This is a genomic window from Herbaspirillum sp. LeCh32-8, assembly GCF_017814915.1.
Classification (GTDB): Bacteria; Pseudomonadota; Gammaproteobacteria; order Burkholderiales; family Burkholderiaceae_D; genus Herbaspirillum.
In genome coordinates this window covers 239,754-257,044 of the sequence record NZ_JAGIPZ010000004.1, presented here as the reverse complement: position 1 = coordinate 257,044, position 17,291 = coordinate 239,754, and the positions used below count along the sequence as shown (strand labels likewise).

15 protein-coding genes and 1 other RNA gene are annotated in these 17,291 nt (G+C 65.4%); 13 read left to right on the top strand and 3 right to left on the bottom strand.

The window, feature by feature from the left end; genetic code table 11:
* Positions 1-92: 92 nt before the first annotated feature.
* Both rnpB and J8I26_RS10465 read left to right on the top strand, forming a co-directional pair.
* Positions 93-426: RNase P RNA component class A (gene rnpB / locus J8I26_RS10470), an RNA gene on the top strand.
* A gap of 133 nt (positions 427-559) precedes the next feature.
* Positions 560-1,711: an enoyl-CoA hydratase/isomerase family protein gene (locus J8I26_RS10465; protein ID WP_209606846.1), complete on the top strand. Its 1,152-nt coding sequence runs from the start codon at positions 560-562 to the stop codon at positions 1,709-1,711.
* Positions 1,712-1,789: 78 nt separating this feature from the next.
* On the opposite strand, the gene J8I26_RS10460 is transcribed toward J8I26_RS10465, so the two are convergent.
* On the bottom strand, positions 1,790-2,356 hold the full coding sequence (locus J8I26_RS10460) for a TetR/AcrR family transcriptional regulator (RefSeq protein WP_209606844.1): 567 nt from the start codon (positions 2,354-2,356) through the stop codon (positions 1,790-1,792).
* Positions 2,356-2,832, bottom strand: coding sequence for a nuclear transport factor 2 family protein (locus tag J8I26_RS10455; protein ID WP_209606842.1), 477 nt, complete (start codon positions 2,830-2,832; stop codon positions 2,356-2,358). Before J8I26_RS10455 ends, J8I26_RS10460 begins: the two co-directional genes overlap by 1 nt.
* A 358-nt stretch (positions 2,833-3,190) precedes the next feature.
* On the opposite strand from J8I26_RS10455, the gene J8I26_RS10450 reads away from it, so the two are divergent.
* Complete coding sequence (locus J8I26_RS10450) at positions 3,191-3,850, top strand: DUF1120 domain-containing protein (protein WP_209606840.1); 660 nt, start codon at positions 3,191-3,193, stop codon at positions 3,848-3,850.
* A 163-nt stretch (positions 3,851-4,013) separates the two neighbouring features.
* Here J8I26_RS10450 and J8I26_RS10445 read toward each other — a convergent pair whose 3' ends face one another.
* On the bottom strand, positions 4,014-4,298 hold the full coding sequence (locus J8I26_RS10445) for an HU family DNA-binding protein (protein WP_006465510.1): 285 nt from the start codon (positions 4,296-4,298) through the stop codon (positions 4,014-4,016).
* 681 nt (positions 4,299-4,979) lie between these two features.
* Here J8I26_RS10445 and mraZ point away from each other — a divergent pair.
* The 10 genes from mraZ (at position 4,980) to murG (ending at position 17,216) form a co-directional block, all read left to right on the top strand.
* Entirely contained in the window at positions 4,980-5,408 is a 429-nt protein-coding gene (gene mraZ, locus J8I26_RS10440) for a division/cell wall cluster transcriptional repressor MraZ (RefSeq protein ID WP_209607009.1), read from the top strand.
* 12 nt (positions 5,409-5,420) lie between these two features.
* Positions 5,421-6,386: a 16S rRNA (cytosine(1402)-N(4))-methyltransferase RsmH gene (gene rsmH, locus J8I26_RS10435; RefSeq protein ID WP_209606838.1), complete on the top strand. Its 966-nt coding sequence runs from the start codon at positions 5,421-5,423 to the stop codon at positions 6,384-6,386.
* Positions 6,383-6,655: a cell division protein FtsL gene (gene ftsL, locus J8I26_RS10430; protein WP_209606836.1), complete on the top strand. Its 273-nt coding sequence runs from the start codon at positions 6,383-6,385 to the stop codon at positions 6,653-6,655. Before rsmH ends, ftsL begins: the two co-directional genes overlap by 4 nt.
* Positions 6,652-8,430, top strand: coding sequence for a penicillin-binding protein 2 (locus J8I26_RS10425; protein WP_209606834.1), 1,779 nt, complete (start codon positions 6,652-6,654; stop codon positions 8,428-8,430). The genes ftsL and J8I26_RS10425 overlap by 4 nt, the downstream gene beginning before the upstream one ends.
* Positions 8,430-9,959 (top strand): UDP-N-acetylmuramoyl-L-alanyl-D-glutamate--2,6-diaminopimelate ligase, encoded by a 1,530-nt coding sequence (locus J8I26_RS10420; protein ID WP_209606832.1) that lies wholly within the window; start codon positions 8,430-8,432, stop codon positions 9,957-9,959. The genes J8I26_RS10425 and J8I26_RS10420 overlap by 1 nt, the downstream gene beginning before the upstream one ends.
* Entirely contained in the window at positions 9,956-11,425 is a 1,470-nt protein-coding gene (murF, locus tag J8I26_RS10415; protein ID WP_209606831.1) for a UDP-N-acetylmuramoyl-tripeptide--D-alanyl-D-alanine ligase, read from the top strand. Before J8I26_RS10420 ends, murF begins: the two co-directional genes overlap by 4 nt.
* 2 nt (positions 11,426-11,427) lie before the next feature.
* Positions 11,428-12,597, top strand: coding sequence for a phospho-N-acetylmuramoyl-pentapeptide-transferase (gene mraY / locus J8I26_RS10410; RefSeq protein ID WP_209606830.1), 1,170 nt, complete (start codon positions 11,428-11,430; stop codon positions 12,595-12,597).
* Between the two features lie 103 nt (positions 12,598-12,700).
* Positions 12,701-14,875, top strand: a complete 2,175-nt coding sequence (gene murD, locus J8I26_RS10405; RefSeq protein WP_209606828.1) for a UDP-N-acetylmuramoyl-L-alanine--D-glutamate ligase — start codon at positions 12,701-12,703, stop codon at positions 14,873-14,875.
* An 83-nt stretch (positions 14,876-14,958) separates the two neighbouring features.
* Positions 14,959-16,137 carry a putative lipid II flippase FtsW gene (gene ftsW, locus J8I26_RS10400; RefSeq protein WP_245200261.1) on the top strand — a complete coding sequence of 393 codons (1,179 nt, stop codon included), beginning with the start codon at positions 14,959-14,961 and terminating at the stop codon, positions 16,135-16,137.
* Entirely contained in the window at positions 16,134-17,216 is a 1,083-nt protein-coding gene (gene murG, locus J8I26_RS10395; RefSeq protein WP_209606824.1) for an undecaprenyldiphospho-muramoylpentapeptide beta-N-acetylglucosaminyltransferase, read from the top strand. Before ftsW ends, murG begins: the two co-directional genes overlap by 4 nt.
* Positions 17,217-17,291: the final 75 nt, after the last annotated feature.

Here is a 17,291-nt window from a genome sequence, read left to right as displayed (position 1 = left end):
TGAGGGATTCGACGCCGCATGTGCATGGCTGCAAAACCATTTTGCGAAGGCTTTCGCGGGTAGCGCGCCCATGCTGCGCTACAATAGCGGCTGATGCAGGCCAGACAGCCGCTGGTCGCGTTCGCAAGGGCGCGGCGGGAGGAAGGTCCGGACTCCACAGAGCAGGGTGACGGTTAACGGCCGTCCGCCGAACCCCGGTGCAAACCGGCATAAGGCGAGGAACAGGGCCACAGAGACGAGCGTATTAAGTTACGGTGAAACGCGGTAACCTCCACCCGGAGCAATTTCAAATAGGCACGCGATGATGTTGCTCGCGGAGCGTGCGGGTAGAAAGCTTGAGCGCCGGGGCAATCCGGCGCCTAGAGGAATGGCTGTCATAGCGGGTAACCGCCGTAACAGAATCCGGCCTACCGGCCTGCTTCATTGATTTCCCGGATGCGCGGCGCCACGCCGCGTGTTCGCCACGGCAGCGGCGCCGCCATCACCGGCGGCGTATTCATAACTACACAGCGGCCCGTGAACGCTGCGGGACTGCGCGAGACACGTCAGGACCCCACCCATGACCCAACCGGTTTTGTTTGAAGAGCTGGCTGCCGGCAACGGCCGCCGCATCGGCGTTGCCACGCTGGCTTCCGAAAAGACATTGCACGCCATTTCGCTGGAGATGGTGAATCTGTTGACGCCGCAGCTGCGCAAGTGGCAGGCCGATCCCGAAGTGGCGCTGGTGATCCTGCAAGCCCAGGGCGAGAAAGCCTTCTGCGCCGGCGGCGACCTGCAGCAGCTGTACCGCACCATGCGCGAGCACCATGCCTCGCCCGAGCGCGGCGATATCCGCGGCAACCGCTACGCCGCCGAATTCTTCGAGCACGAATACCGTCTGGATTACCTGATCCACACCTTCGGCAAGCCCATCCTGTGCTGGGGCCACGGCATCGTGATGGGCGGCGGCATCGGCCTGATGGCCGGATGCAGCCACCGCGTGGCGACCGAAAAATCGCGCCTGGCGATGCCGGAGATCACCATCGGCCTGTATCCGGACGTGGGCGGCAGCTGGTTCCTGGCGCACATGCCGGGCAAGACCGGCGTGTTCCTGGCGTTGACCGGGGCGCAGCTCAATGCCGCCGACGCGGTGTTCGCCGGTCTGGCCGACTACCGCGTGGCGCATGCCGGCAAGCAGTCGGTGATCGACGCCCTGCTGGCGCAGGACTGGGGCCACGGCCGCGACGCCGAATTGCTCGACCGCGTGCTGGCCGACGCCGAGGCCGCCTCGCTGCATGACGGCGTGACCGTGTTCGCGCCGTCCAACCTGCGCAGCCACTACGACCAGATCGACGCACTGTGCCGCCGCGTCACGCTGCCGGAGATCGTCGATGCCATCCTCTCGCTGCAGACCGACGACGCTTGGCTGCAAAAGGCCGTTGCCACGCTGCGCGCCGGCGCGCCCGGCTCGGCCTGGCTCGGCTATGCGCTGCAAAAGCGCGTGCGCCACCTGTCGCTGGCCGAGGTGTTCCGACTGGAGTTTGTGGTGTCGCTGCACTGCGCGACGCGCCCCGACTTCGTCGAGGGCATCCGTGCGCTGATTATCGAGAAGGACCAGAAACCCCAATGGCAGCCGGCCTCGCTGGCCGATGCCACGCCGGCGTGGGTGGAAGGCTTCTTCGACGATCCTTGGAGCAAGGCGGAGCATCCGCTGGCCGATCTGGGTGCCTGATCGATCTTTCGCAGCACACAATTAAACGCCGCCGCACCGATGGCATCCGGTGCGGCGGCGTTTTGCCGTTGAGTTCGCCTAAGGCGTCAGCGCCCGCGTCCGCAGGCGTTGCAAGGTACGTGCGAATACCTCTGGGTCATCCACTGCGCGCGCCAATACCAGCGCGCCCTGGATGGCGCCGACGATGTCCTCGGCCAGTTCGGCCGCAGGCAGCTCGGCGTGTCCGAGTCGCAGCAGCGCGCCGTGCAGGGCCGAAGCCCAGGCGGTGAAATAATTTTTCACCGCCAGCGCGAAGCGGTCGCGCGTGGAGGAAAGCGCGAACACCCCGACGATGCAGACCCTGCGGCCGGAGCGGAAATAATCGCCGCATTCATCGAACATGCGCGCCACGCCGGCGGCCGTGTCCTCCCCGTCGCGCAGCGGCGCGAACACATTCAACTCGAACCAGCCGTCGATGTGCGCCAGCACCGCCTGCGCCATCTCATCCTTGCCGCCCGGGAAGTAGTGATACAGGCTGCCCTTGCCCAGGCCGCTGCCCTCGGTCAGCCGCGCCAGGCTGGCGCCGTCGAAGCCGTGGGCGCGAAACACCTCCGCCAGCACCGGCACCAGCGCGGCGCGCTCGATGGCGGTCTTGCCCGTGACCATCAAAGTCCCAGGTCGGACAGGCCGGGGTGATCGGCCGGGCGCGGCGCCGAGCGATCCCAGTGGAATTTGCGCTCGCTCTCGGCGATCGGCAGATCGTTGATCGAGGCATGGCGCGCGCGCATCAGGCCGTGTTCGTCGAATTCCCAGTTCTCGTTACCGTAGGAGCGGAACCAGTTGCCCGAGTCGTCGCGCCACTCGTAGGCGAAGCGCACGGCGATGCGGTTGCCTTCGTAGGCCCAGACTTCCTTGATCAGTCGGTACTCTTGCTCGCGCTTCCACTTGCGGCTCAGGAACGTGACGATCTCGGCGCGCCCGGTGACGAAGTCGGCGCGGTTGCGCCAGCGGCTGTCCTGCGTGTAAGCCAGCGAGACGCGCTGGGGATCGCAGGAATTCCAGGCGTCCTCGGCGGCGCGCGCCTTCTTGATGGCGGTCTCGAGCGTGAAGGGCGGCAGCGGAGGACGTTGTTCGGTAGTCATGGCAGGGCTCCTTGTGTGGCCGGCGAGCGGCGATTTCATCGGGTGTATGATTTTCTGTACCAAAAGGTACAAATTCATTTTATCCACTTTTGCCCGCCGTGGTGGCGGGTCAACGGGAAATCGGCGGTCGCGGTCGACTGTATTGCTTGTCGGCGCCGGTAGCTGTATCGCAAACGGGCAGTGAGGATTGCCGGAATGGGCTTGGAGGGGCAAGGATGATGCCGGTTCGCCACGGTCCCGTTTTTGAGATTTTTCTTATTCATGCTCGAATTTTGTTTGTCCATAATTCGAATATGGATCAGGCCACAAGCCCCGATCCAGCCACCGAATTCCGTGTTCCCTATCCCTGGAGTCGCTTATGAGACGTGCACGTCGCACCGTTCTGTTTGGCATGGCGCTGGCCAGCGCCAACGCTCTTGCCGCATCCCCTGCCGAGCTGCGCGTCACCGGAGTGATCCGGCCGGGCGCCTGCGTGCCGTCCTTTGCCGCCGATGCCGAGGTCAACTTCGGCGTGATCCCGTCGTCGGCGTTCAAGAACAAGAAGCGGCTGGCCCTGCCGGCCAAGCAATTTCGCTTCAGCATCGCCTGCGATGTCCGCACCCGCGTGGGCGTGAGTCCCTACGACAACCAGCGTCACAGCGCCGACCGCAACATCGGTGCCGACCTCGGTGAAGCCGAGCCCGCCGCGCCGGAAGACGTGTTCGGTCTGGGAAGTGACCTGGGGCACGATCTGGGCGGCTACGAGGCGCGCTTCGTGCCGGGAACCTTTACGGCCGACGGCCACGATGTCGACACCATTTCAGCGGCCGCCAACGGCACCAGCTGGATTCGCCGCCGCGGCGGCCAGATCCGTCACGGTGTAGTCAACGCCTGGGCCGAGCGCGGCGCGCTGACGCCGGCGCCGATCGGCAACCTGAGCGGCATGCTGCGCATTCGGCCTGTCGTCAATGCGATCGGCGAAGTGAAGCAGGACGCCAACCTGGATGGCTCGCTGACGCTGGAATTGCACTACCTGTAGGAGGAGCGGGGAAGAACCGAATCGACGGCCGGTCCGCGAAAGTGGACGGCTGCGCTGCGGCGTACTACGGAGGGAGGGGGAGGCGCTGCGGAACTGCAAGCTTGCGGGCATTGCCGCATTTGAATGCCATGAACCCCAGGTTCATGGCATTCAAATTCATGAATTACTTCTTCTTCTTGTTGACGGCTTCCTTGAAAGCCTTGCCAGCCGAGAACTTGACGGTGGTCGCAGCGGCGATCTTGATTTCTTCGCCGGTTTGCGGGTTACGGCCGGTGCGGGCAGCGCGCTTGCCGGTCGAGAAGGAACCGAAGCCAACCAATTGCACGGTATCGCCCTTGGTCACGGCCTTGATGATGTTCTCGATGACGGAGTCCAGCGCGCGCTGAGCTGCAGCCTTGGAGATCTCGGTGTCGGCGGCGATAACGTCAACCAATTCAGATTTGTTCACTTTAAAATTCCTTTCACTGTTAAGGTGCCGAGATTTTAGCACTGGAATGCGGCGGATCCGCAAGCCCTATCTGCGTTTTCAGCCGATCTGGCATGGTCGGGTCCCCCCTCAATTGAAAAATATCGATGTGTTGGCGACGGCCTTGCAAAGTCCGTTTTCTTGAATCGATATTCCCAAAACATCGGATAGTAAAAGTAGGTCGGCGTCCAAGTCAAAATAAAAACGCGTTCGTTACATAATTCGAAGAACTCTGGCAGCGCCGCAAAATCCATTCTGCTTTTTCACGCACTCGCAAATTCATCGACCGGCCTGCGGTCATGACGACCCCGGCGTGAGGGCCCGGGCATCGCGCGCAAATCCGCGCCGTTACGCAATTTTGACGATAAACACATGTGTATATCTCAGGTTGCACATTCAATGTAAATTCTAAGTCCTTCATTTTCCTCGAAAAACTCCCCGCGGCCGCGTTTTAAGGATGTGCGCTAAGTCTTTGAAGTTATTGGCAAAATCCCCGTTTCTGCGCACGTATACCGCTTGACCTGTATTAGTGCATCCTCTAAAGTGGGCGGCAGTGTCAAAAAGTGTTTTTTTGTGGGGCATTTTGCAAATTCATTTGCATTCCGCTCCATCGACGAACACCCCATCAGCAATCTCACTCGCTACGGGCGAAGGAAAAACACAGTGTTTCAGGGCGCGTCAGCACTCAATCTCGATGCCAAAGGACGGATGACCATTCCGGCCAAGCATCGTGACGCCCTGATTGTGCAGTGCGAAGGGCGCGCCACGCTGACGCGCCATCCGCATGGCTGCCTGCTGTTCTTCCCGCGTCCGACCTGGGAGGCGCATCGCGAGCAGATCGCCGCCTGGCCGATGTCGGCCCGGGCGTGGCAGCGCATTTTCCTGGGCAACGCCCAGGACGTGGAGCTGGACACCGCCGGCCGCATCCTGGTGGCGCCGGAGCTGCGCGCCGCCGTCGGCCTGCAGCGCGACGTGATGCTGCTGGGTATGGGCAGCCATTTTGAAATCTGGGATGCCGCCAAGCTCGCCGAAAGCGAAGCTGAGGCTGTGGCGGGCGGCATGCCGGATGTGTTGAGCAACTTTTCCTTCTGACGGCCGGACGACATGAATCTGCAACCGGTGCCCGAGTTTCAGCACCGCACCGTGCTGTTGGAAGAAGCCGTGGACATGCTGGCCATCGACGGCCTGCGTGCCGACGGCGTGTATCTGGACGGTACGTTCGGACGCGGCGGCCACAGTCGCGCCATCCTGGCCAAGCTGGGACCGCGCGGCCGGCTGATCGCATTTGACAAGGACCCGTTGGCCATCGCCACGGCGGAGAAGATCGGCGATGCGCGCTTCGAGATCGTGCACGACAGCTTCGCCACGCTGGACGAGGCGCTTGCCGCACGCGGCATCGCGCAGGTCGACGGGGTATTGATGGATTTGGGCATTTCGTCGCCGCAGGTGGATGACGCCGCGCGCGGCTTCAGTTTTCGCTTGGATGGCCCGCTGGACATGCGCATGGATACCACGCGCGGCGTGTCGGCAGCGGATTGGCTGGCAACGGCGGACGAACAGCAGATTGCAAAGGTGATACGAGATTATGGGGAAGAACGGTTTGCTCTTCAGATTGCAAAGAAGATTGTTGCTGGCCGGGCAATCGAGCCAATTTCAAGCACACGACAGCTTGCCGCGCTCGTGGCACAAGCCGTCAAAACCCGCGAGAAAGGCAAAGACCCGGCCACTCGTACATTTCAGGCTGTACGGATTTTCGTCAATCAAGAGCTTGAAGAACTCGAAATAGGGCTGGAGAAGGCATTTCGGCAGATGGCGCAGCACGGGAGATTGGTTGTGATCAGCTTTCACTCGCTGGAAGATCGCATCGTCAAGCAGTTCATGGCATCCAAAGCCCATGCGCCGCAGCCCGACCGCCGCCTGCCGATTCGTGCGGCCGACCTGCCACGCGCGCCGGCGCGCCTGCTCTCGCGCGTCATGCCCAGCGAGACCGAAGTGACGGCCAACCCGCGCGCACGCTCGGCGGTGATGCGCGGCCTTGAGCGCCTGGTGGTCGAAGGAGCGCCTTCGTGACCGGTCGCCTGTGCATCCTGCTGACCGCCGTGCTGGTGGCGTGCGCCCTGTCGGTGGTGAGCGCCCAGTACCGTGCGCGCAGCCTGTTCATCGAGCTCGAGCGCGCCCAGACCGCGGCGCGCCAGCTTGATGTGGATTGGGCGCAGTTGCAGCTGGATCAGTCCACGCTGGGCAAGAATTCCCGTATCGAAGAACTCGCCCGTCGCGACCTCAGCATGATGCCGCTGACCGCGGCGCGTACGCAGTACCTGACGGTGGGGGGCAAATGACCCGGATGCCACCGCGCACCAATGTCAACGGCGGCCGTGTCGCAGCGTCCAAGGGTGTCGCATTCTCTTCCAATCCTATCCTGCAGGTGAAGTTGCCGGCGTGGCGCTCGCGCTTCGTGCTGTTTGTGCTGTTCGCGGCCTTCCTGGCGCTGGTGGTGCGTGCGCTGTGGCTGCAGGGCGTCTCGACCGACTTCCTGCAAAAGCAGGGCGCCTCGCGTTATGCGCGTACGCTGGAGTTGCCGGCCACGCGCGGCAAGATCACCGATCGCAACGGCCAGGTGCTGGCGTCCTCGGTGCCGGTCAAGGCCGTCTGGGCCATTCCCGAAGACGTGCAGGCTGCGCCCAAGGACAAGCTGCGCGAGCTGGCCAAGCTGCTGGAGATGAGCGACGCCGAGCTGCGCAAGAAGCTCGACTCCGACCGCAGCTTCGTCTACCTGAAGCGCCAGGTCGAGCAGGACGTCACCGACAAGATCGCCAAGCTGGGCATCCCCGGCATCGAGACCCGCAAGGAATACAAGCGCTTCTATCCTGAAGGCGAGGTGATGGCGCACGTGGTCGGCTTCACCAACATCGAAGACGCCGGCCAGGACGGCATGGAGCTGGCCGCGCAGAAGACCCTGGCGGGCGTGACCGGCAGCCGCCGCGTGATCAAGGATCGCCTGGGCCGGGTGGTGGAAGACATCGAGTCCATTCGCGATCCGCATGACGGCAAGGACTTGACGCTGTCCATCGACAGCAAGATCCAGTACATTGCCTTCACCCAGCTGAAGGAAGCGGTGGAAAAGTTCAAGGCCAAGGCCGGCGGCATCATCGTGGTCGACGCCAAGACCGGCGAGGTGCTGGCGCTGGCCAACATGCCGACCTACAACCCGAACGATCGCTCGGTGCTGACCGGCGCGCAGCTGCGCAACCGCGTCGTCACCGACACCTTCGAGCCGGGCTCGACCTTGAAGCCCTTCACCGTGGCGCTGGCGCTGGACACCCATCGCGTCACGCCCTCCACGGTGTTCCAGACCGCGCCTGGCAAGATGACCATCGGCACCGCCACCATCGGCGACTCGCACGCTCACGGCGCGCTGACGGTGGCGCAGATCATCGAGAAGTCGTCCAATATCGGCACCGCCAAGATCGCGCTGGGCATGCCGCCGGAAGAGATGTGGGAGATGTTCACCACCGTCGGTTTCGGCCAGCAGCCCAAGTTCGGCTTCCCCGGCGCCGTGGCCGGCCGCGTGCGTCCGTACAAATCGTGGCGCCCGATCGAGCAGGCCACCATGAGCTACGGCCACGGCATTTCGGTGTCGCTGATCCAGCTGGCGCACGCCTACCTGATCTTCGCCCGCAACGGCGACATCATCCCGCTGTCCTTCACCAAGGTGAACGACTCGCCGATCGGCCAGCGCGTGATCTCCGAAAACACCGCCTTGCAGATGCGCCGCATGCTGGAAACCGTGGTTGCCCCCGGCGGTACCGCCCCGCAGGCTCAGGTGCCCGGCTACCGCGTGGGCGGCAAGACCGGCACCGCTTACAAGATCGAAGGCGGCAAGTACGTGCGCAAGTACGTGGCCGGCTTCACCGGCATCGCGCCGATGTCCGATCCGCGCCTGATCATCTCGGTGATGATCGACGAGCCGCAGGGCCAGCACTATGGCGGCCCGGTGGCCGGCCCGATCTTCGCCAACGTGGCCGCCAACGCGCTGCGTGCGCTCAACGTGCCGCCGGACTCCAGCGTGACCAACATCATCATCCCCAAAGAACCGCTTGAGGAGAGCATGTGATGTCCGGGCGCGTTCTGAGCATCGATCAAATCCAGGCCTGGCTCAGCCAGGCCGCGCCGCAAGCGCAGCTCACCGCCGACTCGCGTCGCGTGGCGGCGGGCGATGTGTTCTTCGCCTACGTGGGCGACGCCGACGGACGCTCTTATATAGCGGACGCGGTCGAGCGCGGCGCCGCCGCCGTGGTGTACGAGGCCGACGGCTTCGACTGGCCGGCGCAGCAGCTGGACGTCCCGCATCTGGCGGTGGACGACCTCAAGGCCAGGGCCGGCGATATCGCCGCCGCCTGGTACGGCCAGCCTGACCGCGACATGTTTACCGTGGCCATCACCGGCACCAACGGCAAGACCTCCTGCTCCTACTGGCTGGGCTCGGCCCTGTCGCGCTTGCCCGGCACCGGCCTGGCCGGCGTGGTCGGCACGCTGGGCGTGGGCACCTTCCTGGGCGGGCGGGCGCAGGCCTTCGACGTGACCGGCTACACCACGCCGGACGCCGTGCTGCTGCAGCGTAACCTGGCCATGCTGGCCAAGGCCAAGGTGGCCGCGCTGGCGATCGAGGCGTCCTCGATCGGGCTGGCGCAGGGCCGCATGAACGGCATGCACGTGGACGTGGCGCTGTTCACCAATTTCACGCGTGATCACCTGGACTACCACGGCGACATGCAGACCTACGAAGCCGCCAAGCGCAAGCTGTTCGAATGGGACGGCCTGAAGCACGCGGTGGTCAACCTCGATGATCCGATGGGCGTGCGCCTGTTGCCGCTGGTGCAGGCGCGCCAGGTGCCGGTGATCGGCTACGCGCTGGAAGACGACATCGATGCCGGCGCCGCCGGCGTCCCGGCGCTGCGCGCCAGCAATATTCGCAGCAGCCATGCCGGCACCGTGTTCCAGGTCGACTCGCCGTTCGGCAGCGGCCAGGTCAAGACGCAGCTGGTAGGCCGCTTTAACGTTAGCAATGTGCTGGGCATCATGGGCGTGCTGCTGGCCAAGGGCGTGGCATGGGAGGCCGTGGTGGCCGCCGCCGCCGCGCTGACCGCCGCGCCCGGTCGCATGCAGCAGTTCGGCGGCCCGGACGTGCCGTTGATCGTGATCGATTACGCACACACCCCGGATGCGCTGGACAAGACGCTCACCACCTTGCGCCAGGTCGCTACGCAGCGCGGCGGCGAGCTGTGGTGCGTGTTCGGCTGCGGCGGCGACCGCGATCCGGGCAAGCGCCCGCAGATGGGCGGCGTCTCCGAGCTGGCCGATCATGTGGTGCTGACCAGCGACAATCCGCGCAGCGAAGACCCCAAGGCCATCATCGAGCAGATTCGCGCCGGCATGAGCCGCATCGAACCGGTGGTGCTGGAAGACCGCGCCGGCGCCATCCTGTGGGCGATCCGCCATGCCACGCGCGCCGATGTGGTGCTGCTGGCAGGCAAGGGTCACGAGGCCTACCAGGAAATCGCCGGCAAGAAGCTGCCTTTCCTCGATGCCGACCACGTCGCGCTGGCCTTGGCCGCGCGTTCGACCATGATGGGAGGCGCGTGATGCAGTTTGAATTCAGCCAGATGCTGGAATGGATCCGCGCCGCCGAGGCGGCTGCGTCAGCGCATACGGTGCCGACCGTGGTCAATGCCCCGGCCGGCGTGCTGGCGCTGAACGATGTCGTCACCGACAGCCGCGCGGTCAAGCCGGGCAATGTGTTCGTCGCGCTGCGCGGCGAGCGTTTCGACGCCCATGACTTCCTTGAGGCCGTGGCTGCGCAGGGCGCGTCGGCGGTGATCGTCGAGCGCGTCACGCCGGGCCTGTCCGTTCCCGCCATCGTGGTGCCGGACACGCGCGCCGCGCTGGGCCAGATCGCCCACGGCTGGCGCTCGCTGTACCGCGTGCCGGTGATCGGCGTGACCGGCAGCAACGGCAAGACCACGGTCAAGGAAATGATCGCCTCCATTCTGGCCGCCGCCTTCGGCGACGAGGGTTATCTGGGCACGCGCGGCAACTTCAACAACGAGATCGGCGTGCCGCTGACCTTGTTCCGCCTGCAGCCGTCGCACCAGGCCGCGGTGATCGAGATGGGCATGAACCATCCGGGCGAGATCGCGGTCTTGTCACGCATCGCCGCGCCGACGCTGGGCCTGGTCAACAACGCCCAGCGCGAGCATCAGGAATTCATGGCCACCGTGGAAGCGGTGGCGCGCGAGAACGGTGCGGTGATCCGCCATCTGCCGGCCGACGGCGTGGCGGTGTTCCCGGCCGACGACGATTTCACCGCGCTGTGGCGCGAAGAGGCCGGCTCGCGCCGCGTGCTGACTTTCGGCCTGAACGACCAGGCCGACGTCGGCGCTACCTATCAGGCGGGTGCTTTCGGCAGCACGTTGTCGGTGACGGTCAAGGGTATCTCGGCGCCGTCCGCACAGTTCAAGGTCGAACTGGCGGCGGTGGGCGAGCACAACGTGCGCAATGCGCTGGCGGCTGCCGCCTGCGCGCTGGGCGCGGGCATTGCGGTCGAGGCCGTGGTGCGCGGGCTGGAAAGTTTTGCACCGGTCAACGGCCGCCTGCAGCGCAAGCAGGCAAGAAGCGGCGCGCTGGTGATCGACGATACCTACAACGCCAATCCCGACTCGGTGCGCGCCGCCATCGACGTGCTGGCCGGCCTGAACGGCCAGCGCCTGCTGGTGCTGGGCGACATGGGCGAGGTTGGCGATCAGGGGCCGCAATTCCACCGCGAGATCGGCGCATATGCCCGAAGCCGCGGCATCGCGCGCCTGTACGGCATGGGCGAGCTGATGCGCCACGCGGTGCAGGCCTATCAGGAAACACAAGGACAAGACGCAGGCGAGCAGCAGGCCGTGCACTTCGACGACATCGCCGCGCTCAGCGCGGCGGTGGAGCAGGCCGCGCCGCAGGGCGCGACCGTTTTGGTAAAAGGTTCACGCTTCATGAAGATGGAGCGAGTTGTACAGCATCTGGTCAACGTTGAATCAGTCACGCAACATCAACAGGAGACCCACTAAACATGCTGCTCTGGCTCGCTCAGAATTTCCAACAGGACTTCGGTTTCCTGCGCCTGTTCAGCTTCATCACCTTCCGCGCGGTGTTCGCCACGCTGACGGCGCTGCTGATCGGCATGATCGCCGGTCCGGCCGTGATCCGCATGTTGACGCGCATGAAGGTCGGCCAGGCGGTGCGCACCGACGGTCCCCAGACCCACCTGATCAAATCCGGCACCCCCACCATGGGCGGCGTGCTGATCCTGATCGGCATCGGCATTTCGACCCTGCTGTGGGCCGATCTCTCCAACCGTTTCGTCTGGATCGTGCTGATCGTGACGCTGGGCTTCGGCGCCATCGGCTGGGTCGACGATTACCGCAAGGTGGTCTATCGCGATCCGCAGGGCATGCGTTCGCGCGAAAAGTATTTCTGGCAATCGCTGATCGGCCTGGTGGCTGCGGTCTACCTGGCGTTCTCGGTGTCCGAGGTGAGCAACATGAAGGTGATCGACCTGTTCGTCGCTTGGGTGCAGTCCGGCTTCAGCCTCGACCTGCCGCCCAAGGCCGACCTGATCGTGCCGTTCTTCAAGAGCGTCAGCTATCCGCTGGGCGTGTGGGGCTTCATCGCGCTGACCTATTTCGTCATCGTCGGCACCAGCAACGCGGTCAACCTGACCGACGGCCTGGACGGACTGGCCATCATGCCGACCGTGCTGGTGGGCGCCGCGCTGGGCCTGTTCGCCTACCTGACCGGCAGCGCCAACTACGCCAAATACCTGTTCATCCCGCACATTCCCGGCGCCGGCGAGCTGTTGATCTTCTGCGGCGCCATGGGCGGCGCGGGCCTGGCTTTCCTCTGGTACAACGCCTATCCGGCGCAGGTGTTCATGGGCGACGTCGGCGCGCTGGCGCTGGGCGGCGCGCTGGGCACCATCGCCGTGATCGTGCGCCAGGAGATCGTGCTGTTCATCATGGGCGGCATCTTCGTGGTGGAGACGCTCTCGGTGATGATCCAGGTGGCCTATTTCAAGTACACGAAGAAGCGCTTCGGCACCGGCCGCCGCGTTCTGCTGATGGCGCCGCTGCACCATCACTATGAACAGAAGGGCTGGAAGGAAACACAGGTGGTGGTGCGGTTCTGGATCATCACCATGATGCTGGTGCTGGTGGGCTTGTCGACGCTGAAGCTGCGCTGAGGCAGATACAGCGGATGAAAAACACGGCGCCCCTCGCGAACGATGCAAGGCGGCGCCCTTGGCGGTTGGTTGAATCGGAAGTTTTGGAAGTGAGCTTTAACGAATGAATTACTCGGGCAAACACGTTCTGGTGCTCGGACTCGGCGAGTCCGGCCTGGCAATGGCGCGGTGGCTGGTCTACTGCGGCGCCGGCGTGCGCGTGGCCGATACGCGTGGCGAACAGGCGCTGTCCGAGCGCCTGGCCGCCTTGCGCGCCGACGCGCCCGAAGCGCAGACCGTGCTGGGCCAGGCGCTGGCGCCGGCTTTGCTCGATGGCATCGATTTCGTCGCGGTCAGCCCGGGCCTGGCGCCCGAGGGCGAGCTGGCGCCGTTGATGCCGGCCATCGCCGAACGCGGCCTGCCGCTGTGGGGCGAGATCGAACTGTTCGCCCAGGCGCTGGCTGCGCTGCGCGAAGAAACGCTGTACAAGCCCAAGGTATTGGCCATCACCGGCACCAACGGCAAGACCACCGTGACCAGCCTGACCGGCCAGCTGTGCCAACGCGCCGGCCTGTCGGTCAAGGTGGCCGGCAACATCAGCCCGGCCGCGCTGGACGTGCTGCGCGAGGCGCTGATCAAGGACAAGGTGTTCCTCGCCGAACTGGCCGAGCAGGACGCCCTCGCCGCCGCCCAGGCGCAAGCCGAGGCTGAGGCCGAAGCCGCGCGCCAGGCCGAGCTGGCGGAACAACAAGCGGCCGAAGAGGCACGCCACAAGCGCGCCGCCGCCCGCATCGAGGAAGCCATGGCGATTGCCGTGCCGGTGCCGGAAGCCGAATTGCCGGCAGCCAATGACGAGCAGATTGTCGAGGCGCCGCAGCCTCAGGACCAGCAGGAATCGGCGGCACAGGAAGCCGCGTCGGCGCAGCCGGTCGAGGCCGAATCCGCTATCGCTGTCGAGACTGAAGGCGCGCCTGCCGGGCAAGCGCAGGATCAGTCGCAGGTCCACGCTGAACAGTCCGAACAACCCGCTGTACAGGAGCAGCACGTCACCGTCGCGCACGAAATCACTGAAGGCGTCGCGCATGTGCCGGCCGAAGCCGCCAACGCCGACGAATCCACCGACGCCGGCCTGCAGACCGACGTCGCCGGCAATGAACTGGAAGCGCCCGCTGCCGAAATGTCGGCAGCCCCGGCCGAAGTGCTGAACCTGGGCGATTTCATGGAAGTCTCGCGCACCGCCGAAGAGGATGCGCTGGCCGCCGTGCCGCCGCCTCCGCCGCCGGAGCCGGTCTATCGCGGCTCGATGCCGCAGGCCTGGGTGCTGGAGCTGTCGAGCTTCCAGCTGCACACCACGCACAGCCTGCAGGCCGACGCCGCCACCGTGTTGAACGTCACCCAGGACCACCTGGACTGGCACGGCAGCATGGACGCCTATGCCGCCGACAAGGCGCGCATCTTCGGTGAAAAGACCGTGCGCGTGCTCAATCGCGACGACGCCACCGTGATGGCGATGGCGTCGGCGGCCGCGCCGCAGTCCTCGTTCGGCCTGGACGAGCCGAGCGTGCCGGACAGCTTCGGCCTGGTCAACGACAACGGCATGCTGTGGCTGGCCAACGCCTTCGTGCATGAAGACGACGAGCAGCCGGAAGGCAAACGCCGCCGCAAGCAAAAGGAGCTGGCGCCGCCACCGGTCACCGTCAAACGTCTGATGCCGGCCGACGCCCTGAAGATCCGCGGCGCCCATAACGCCATGAACGCGCTGGCCGCGCTGGCGCTGTGCCGCGCGGTCGACCTGCCGATGGCGCCACTGCTGCATGGCCTGCGTGACTACACCGGCGAGCCGCATCGCGTGGAGCTGGTGGGCGTGGTGCAGGACGTGGATTACTACGACGACAGCAAGGGCACCAACGTCGGCGCCACCGTGGCGGCCTTGAACGGCCTGGGCCTGGGCGGTCGCCCCAATCGCATCCTGCTGATCGCCGGCGGCGACGGCAAGGGGCAGGATTTTTCGCCGCTGGCGCTGCCGGTCAGCAAGTACGGCCGCGCAGTGTTCCTGATCGGTCGCGACGGCCCGGCCATCCGCGCCGCGCTGGCCGATACCGGCGTCGAGCTGATCGACTGCGCGACGCTGGAAGAGGCTGTGCAGAAGGCCGGCGACATGGCGCGTGCGGGCGAGATCGTCCTGCTCTCGCCGGCGTGCGCCAGCCTGGACATGTTCCGCAACTATGCGCACCGGGCCGAAGTGTTCGTGGACTCGGTGCGTGAGCTGGCGCTGTCGCGCGGCGAGGTGATCGCATGAAGCTCGGACTGTCGTCACTGCGTGGATTGCTGGGCAGCGTGAAAGACGCCGCCCCGGCCGCGGCCGGTCGCCTTGCCGGCGGCATGGGCAACCGTGGCGGCAGTGTCGGCTTTGAGCAGCGCTCGCGCATGATGGAGTACGACCAGCCACTGATCTGGGTGGTGCTGCTGTTGATGCTGTTCGGCATGGTGATGGTGTACTCGGCCTCGGTGGCCCTGCCCGATTCGCCCAAGTATGCGTCCTACTCGAACTATCACTTCCTGACCCGCCAGGCGATCTTCATTGTGCTGTCCATCATCGCCGGCGCGCTGGCCTTCCGCGTGAAGATTGAGACCTGGCAGAAGTGGGCGCCCTACCTGTTCGCCATCACGCTGATCCTGCTGCTGATGGTGCTGATTCCCGGGGTGGGCAAGGGCGTCAACGGCGCCAAGCGCTGGCTGTCGCTGAAGATCATCAACCTGCAGCCGTCCGAGCTGATGAAGTTGTTCATTGTGCTGTACGCGGCGGACTACACGGTGCGCAAGCAGGCGGTGATGCACAAGCTGATCAAGGGCTTCGCGCCGATGGCGGCCGCAGTCGGCCTGGTCGGCCTGCTGCTGCTGCTGGAGCCCGACCTGGGCGCGTTCGGCGTGATCGTCTGCATCGCCATGGGCATCCTGTTCCTGGGCGGCATCAACGGGATCTGGTTCGGCGGCATCAGCGCCATGCTGGGCGGCGTGTTCACCCTGGTGATCGTGATGTCGCCGTGGCGGCGCGAGCGCATCTTCGCCTACCTGAACCCGTGGGAAGAAGAAAACGCGCTGGGCAAGGCCTACCAGTTGTCGCACTCGCTGATCGCCTTCGGTCGCGGCGAACTGTTCGGCGTGGGCCTGGGCAGCAGCGTGGAGAAATTGCATTACCTGCCGGAGGCGCACACCGACTTCCTGCTGGCGGTGATCGGCGAGGAGCTGGGTTTCGTCGGCGTGCTGGTGGTGGTGCTGTTGTTCTACTGGCTGGTCAAGCACGCCTTCGAGATCGGCCGCCAGGCCATCGCACTGGACCTGACCTTTGCCGGCCTGGTGGCCAAGGGCATCGGTATCTGGCTGGGCGTGCAGGCCTTCATCAACATGGGCGTGAACCTGGGCCTGCTGCCGACCAAGGGCCTGACGCTGCCGCTGATGAGCTACGGCGGCTCCGGTGTGCTGCTCAATTGCGTCGGCCTGGCGATCCTGCTGCGCATCGATTACGAGAACCGCGTGCTGATGCGGGGAGGGCGGCTATGAGCGCCTCCCGCAAATTGCTGATCATGGCGGCCGGCACCGGCGGCCATATCTTCCCCGGCCTGGCGATTGCCGACACCATGCGTGCGCGCGGCTGGCAGGTGAGCTGGCTGGGCACTTCGCACGGCATGGAGCGCGATCTGGTTCCGCGCCATGGCGTGGAAATGGACACCATCGTCTTCGCCGGCCTGCGCGGCAAGGGCCTGATGCATACGGTCAAGGGCGTGTTCCGCATGGCGGCGAGTTTCCTGACCTGCTTCGCCATCCTCGGCCGCCGCCGTCCGGACGTAGTGCTGGGCATGGGCGGCTATGTGACGGTGCCGGGCGGCGCCATGGCGCGCCTGCGCGGCAAGCCGCTGGTGCTGGTCAACGCCGACGCCGCGCTGCTGCTGTCGAACAAGACCCTGACGCCGCTGGCCGACCGCGTGCTGTTCGGTTTCCCGGCCGATTTCGGCCGTGCCGCCGGCAAGGCCGAGGTCACCGGCAACCCCGTACGCAAGGAAATTGTGGCGTTGCCGCTGCCGGCGCAGCGCTATGCAGGCCGCAGCGGCCCGTTGCGGATCCTGGTGGTGGGCGGCAGCCTGGGCGCCAAGGTATTGAACGACAACGTTCCGGCGGCGCTGGCCAGGCTGGCGCCGGAGCTGCGCCCGCTGGTCACGCACCAGTCGGGCAAGCAGCACATCGAAGCCTTGCGCGCCTCGTACGCGCAAGCCGGCGTGCAGGCCGAGGTGGTGGATTTCATCGACGACATGCCGCGCCGCTACGCCGAGGCCGATCTGGTGATCTGCCGCGCCGGCGCCATTACGGTGTCCGAGTTGACCGCCGCCGGCGTGGCGAGCGTGCTGGTGCCGCTGGCGGTGTCGACCACCTCGCACCAGATCGACAACGCAAAATGGATGGCAGACAAGCGCGCAGCGATTCATCTGCCGCAACGCGAACTCACTGCCGAAGCGCTGGCGGGTTTGCTGCAGACAATGGACCGCGCTGCATGCCAGGAGATGGCGCAGGCGGCATACGAACAAGGCCGGCGCGACGCCAATGAGGCGATCGCGCGCGTGCTGGAAGGACTGGTAACACCATGAAGCATCGCGTCAAGAACATTCACTTTGTAGGCATCGGCGCTGAGCCGCGCGGTCGCGCGGCGCTTTTTAGTTTTG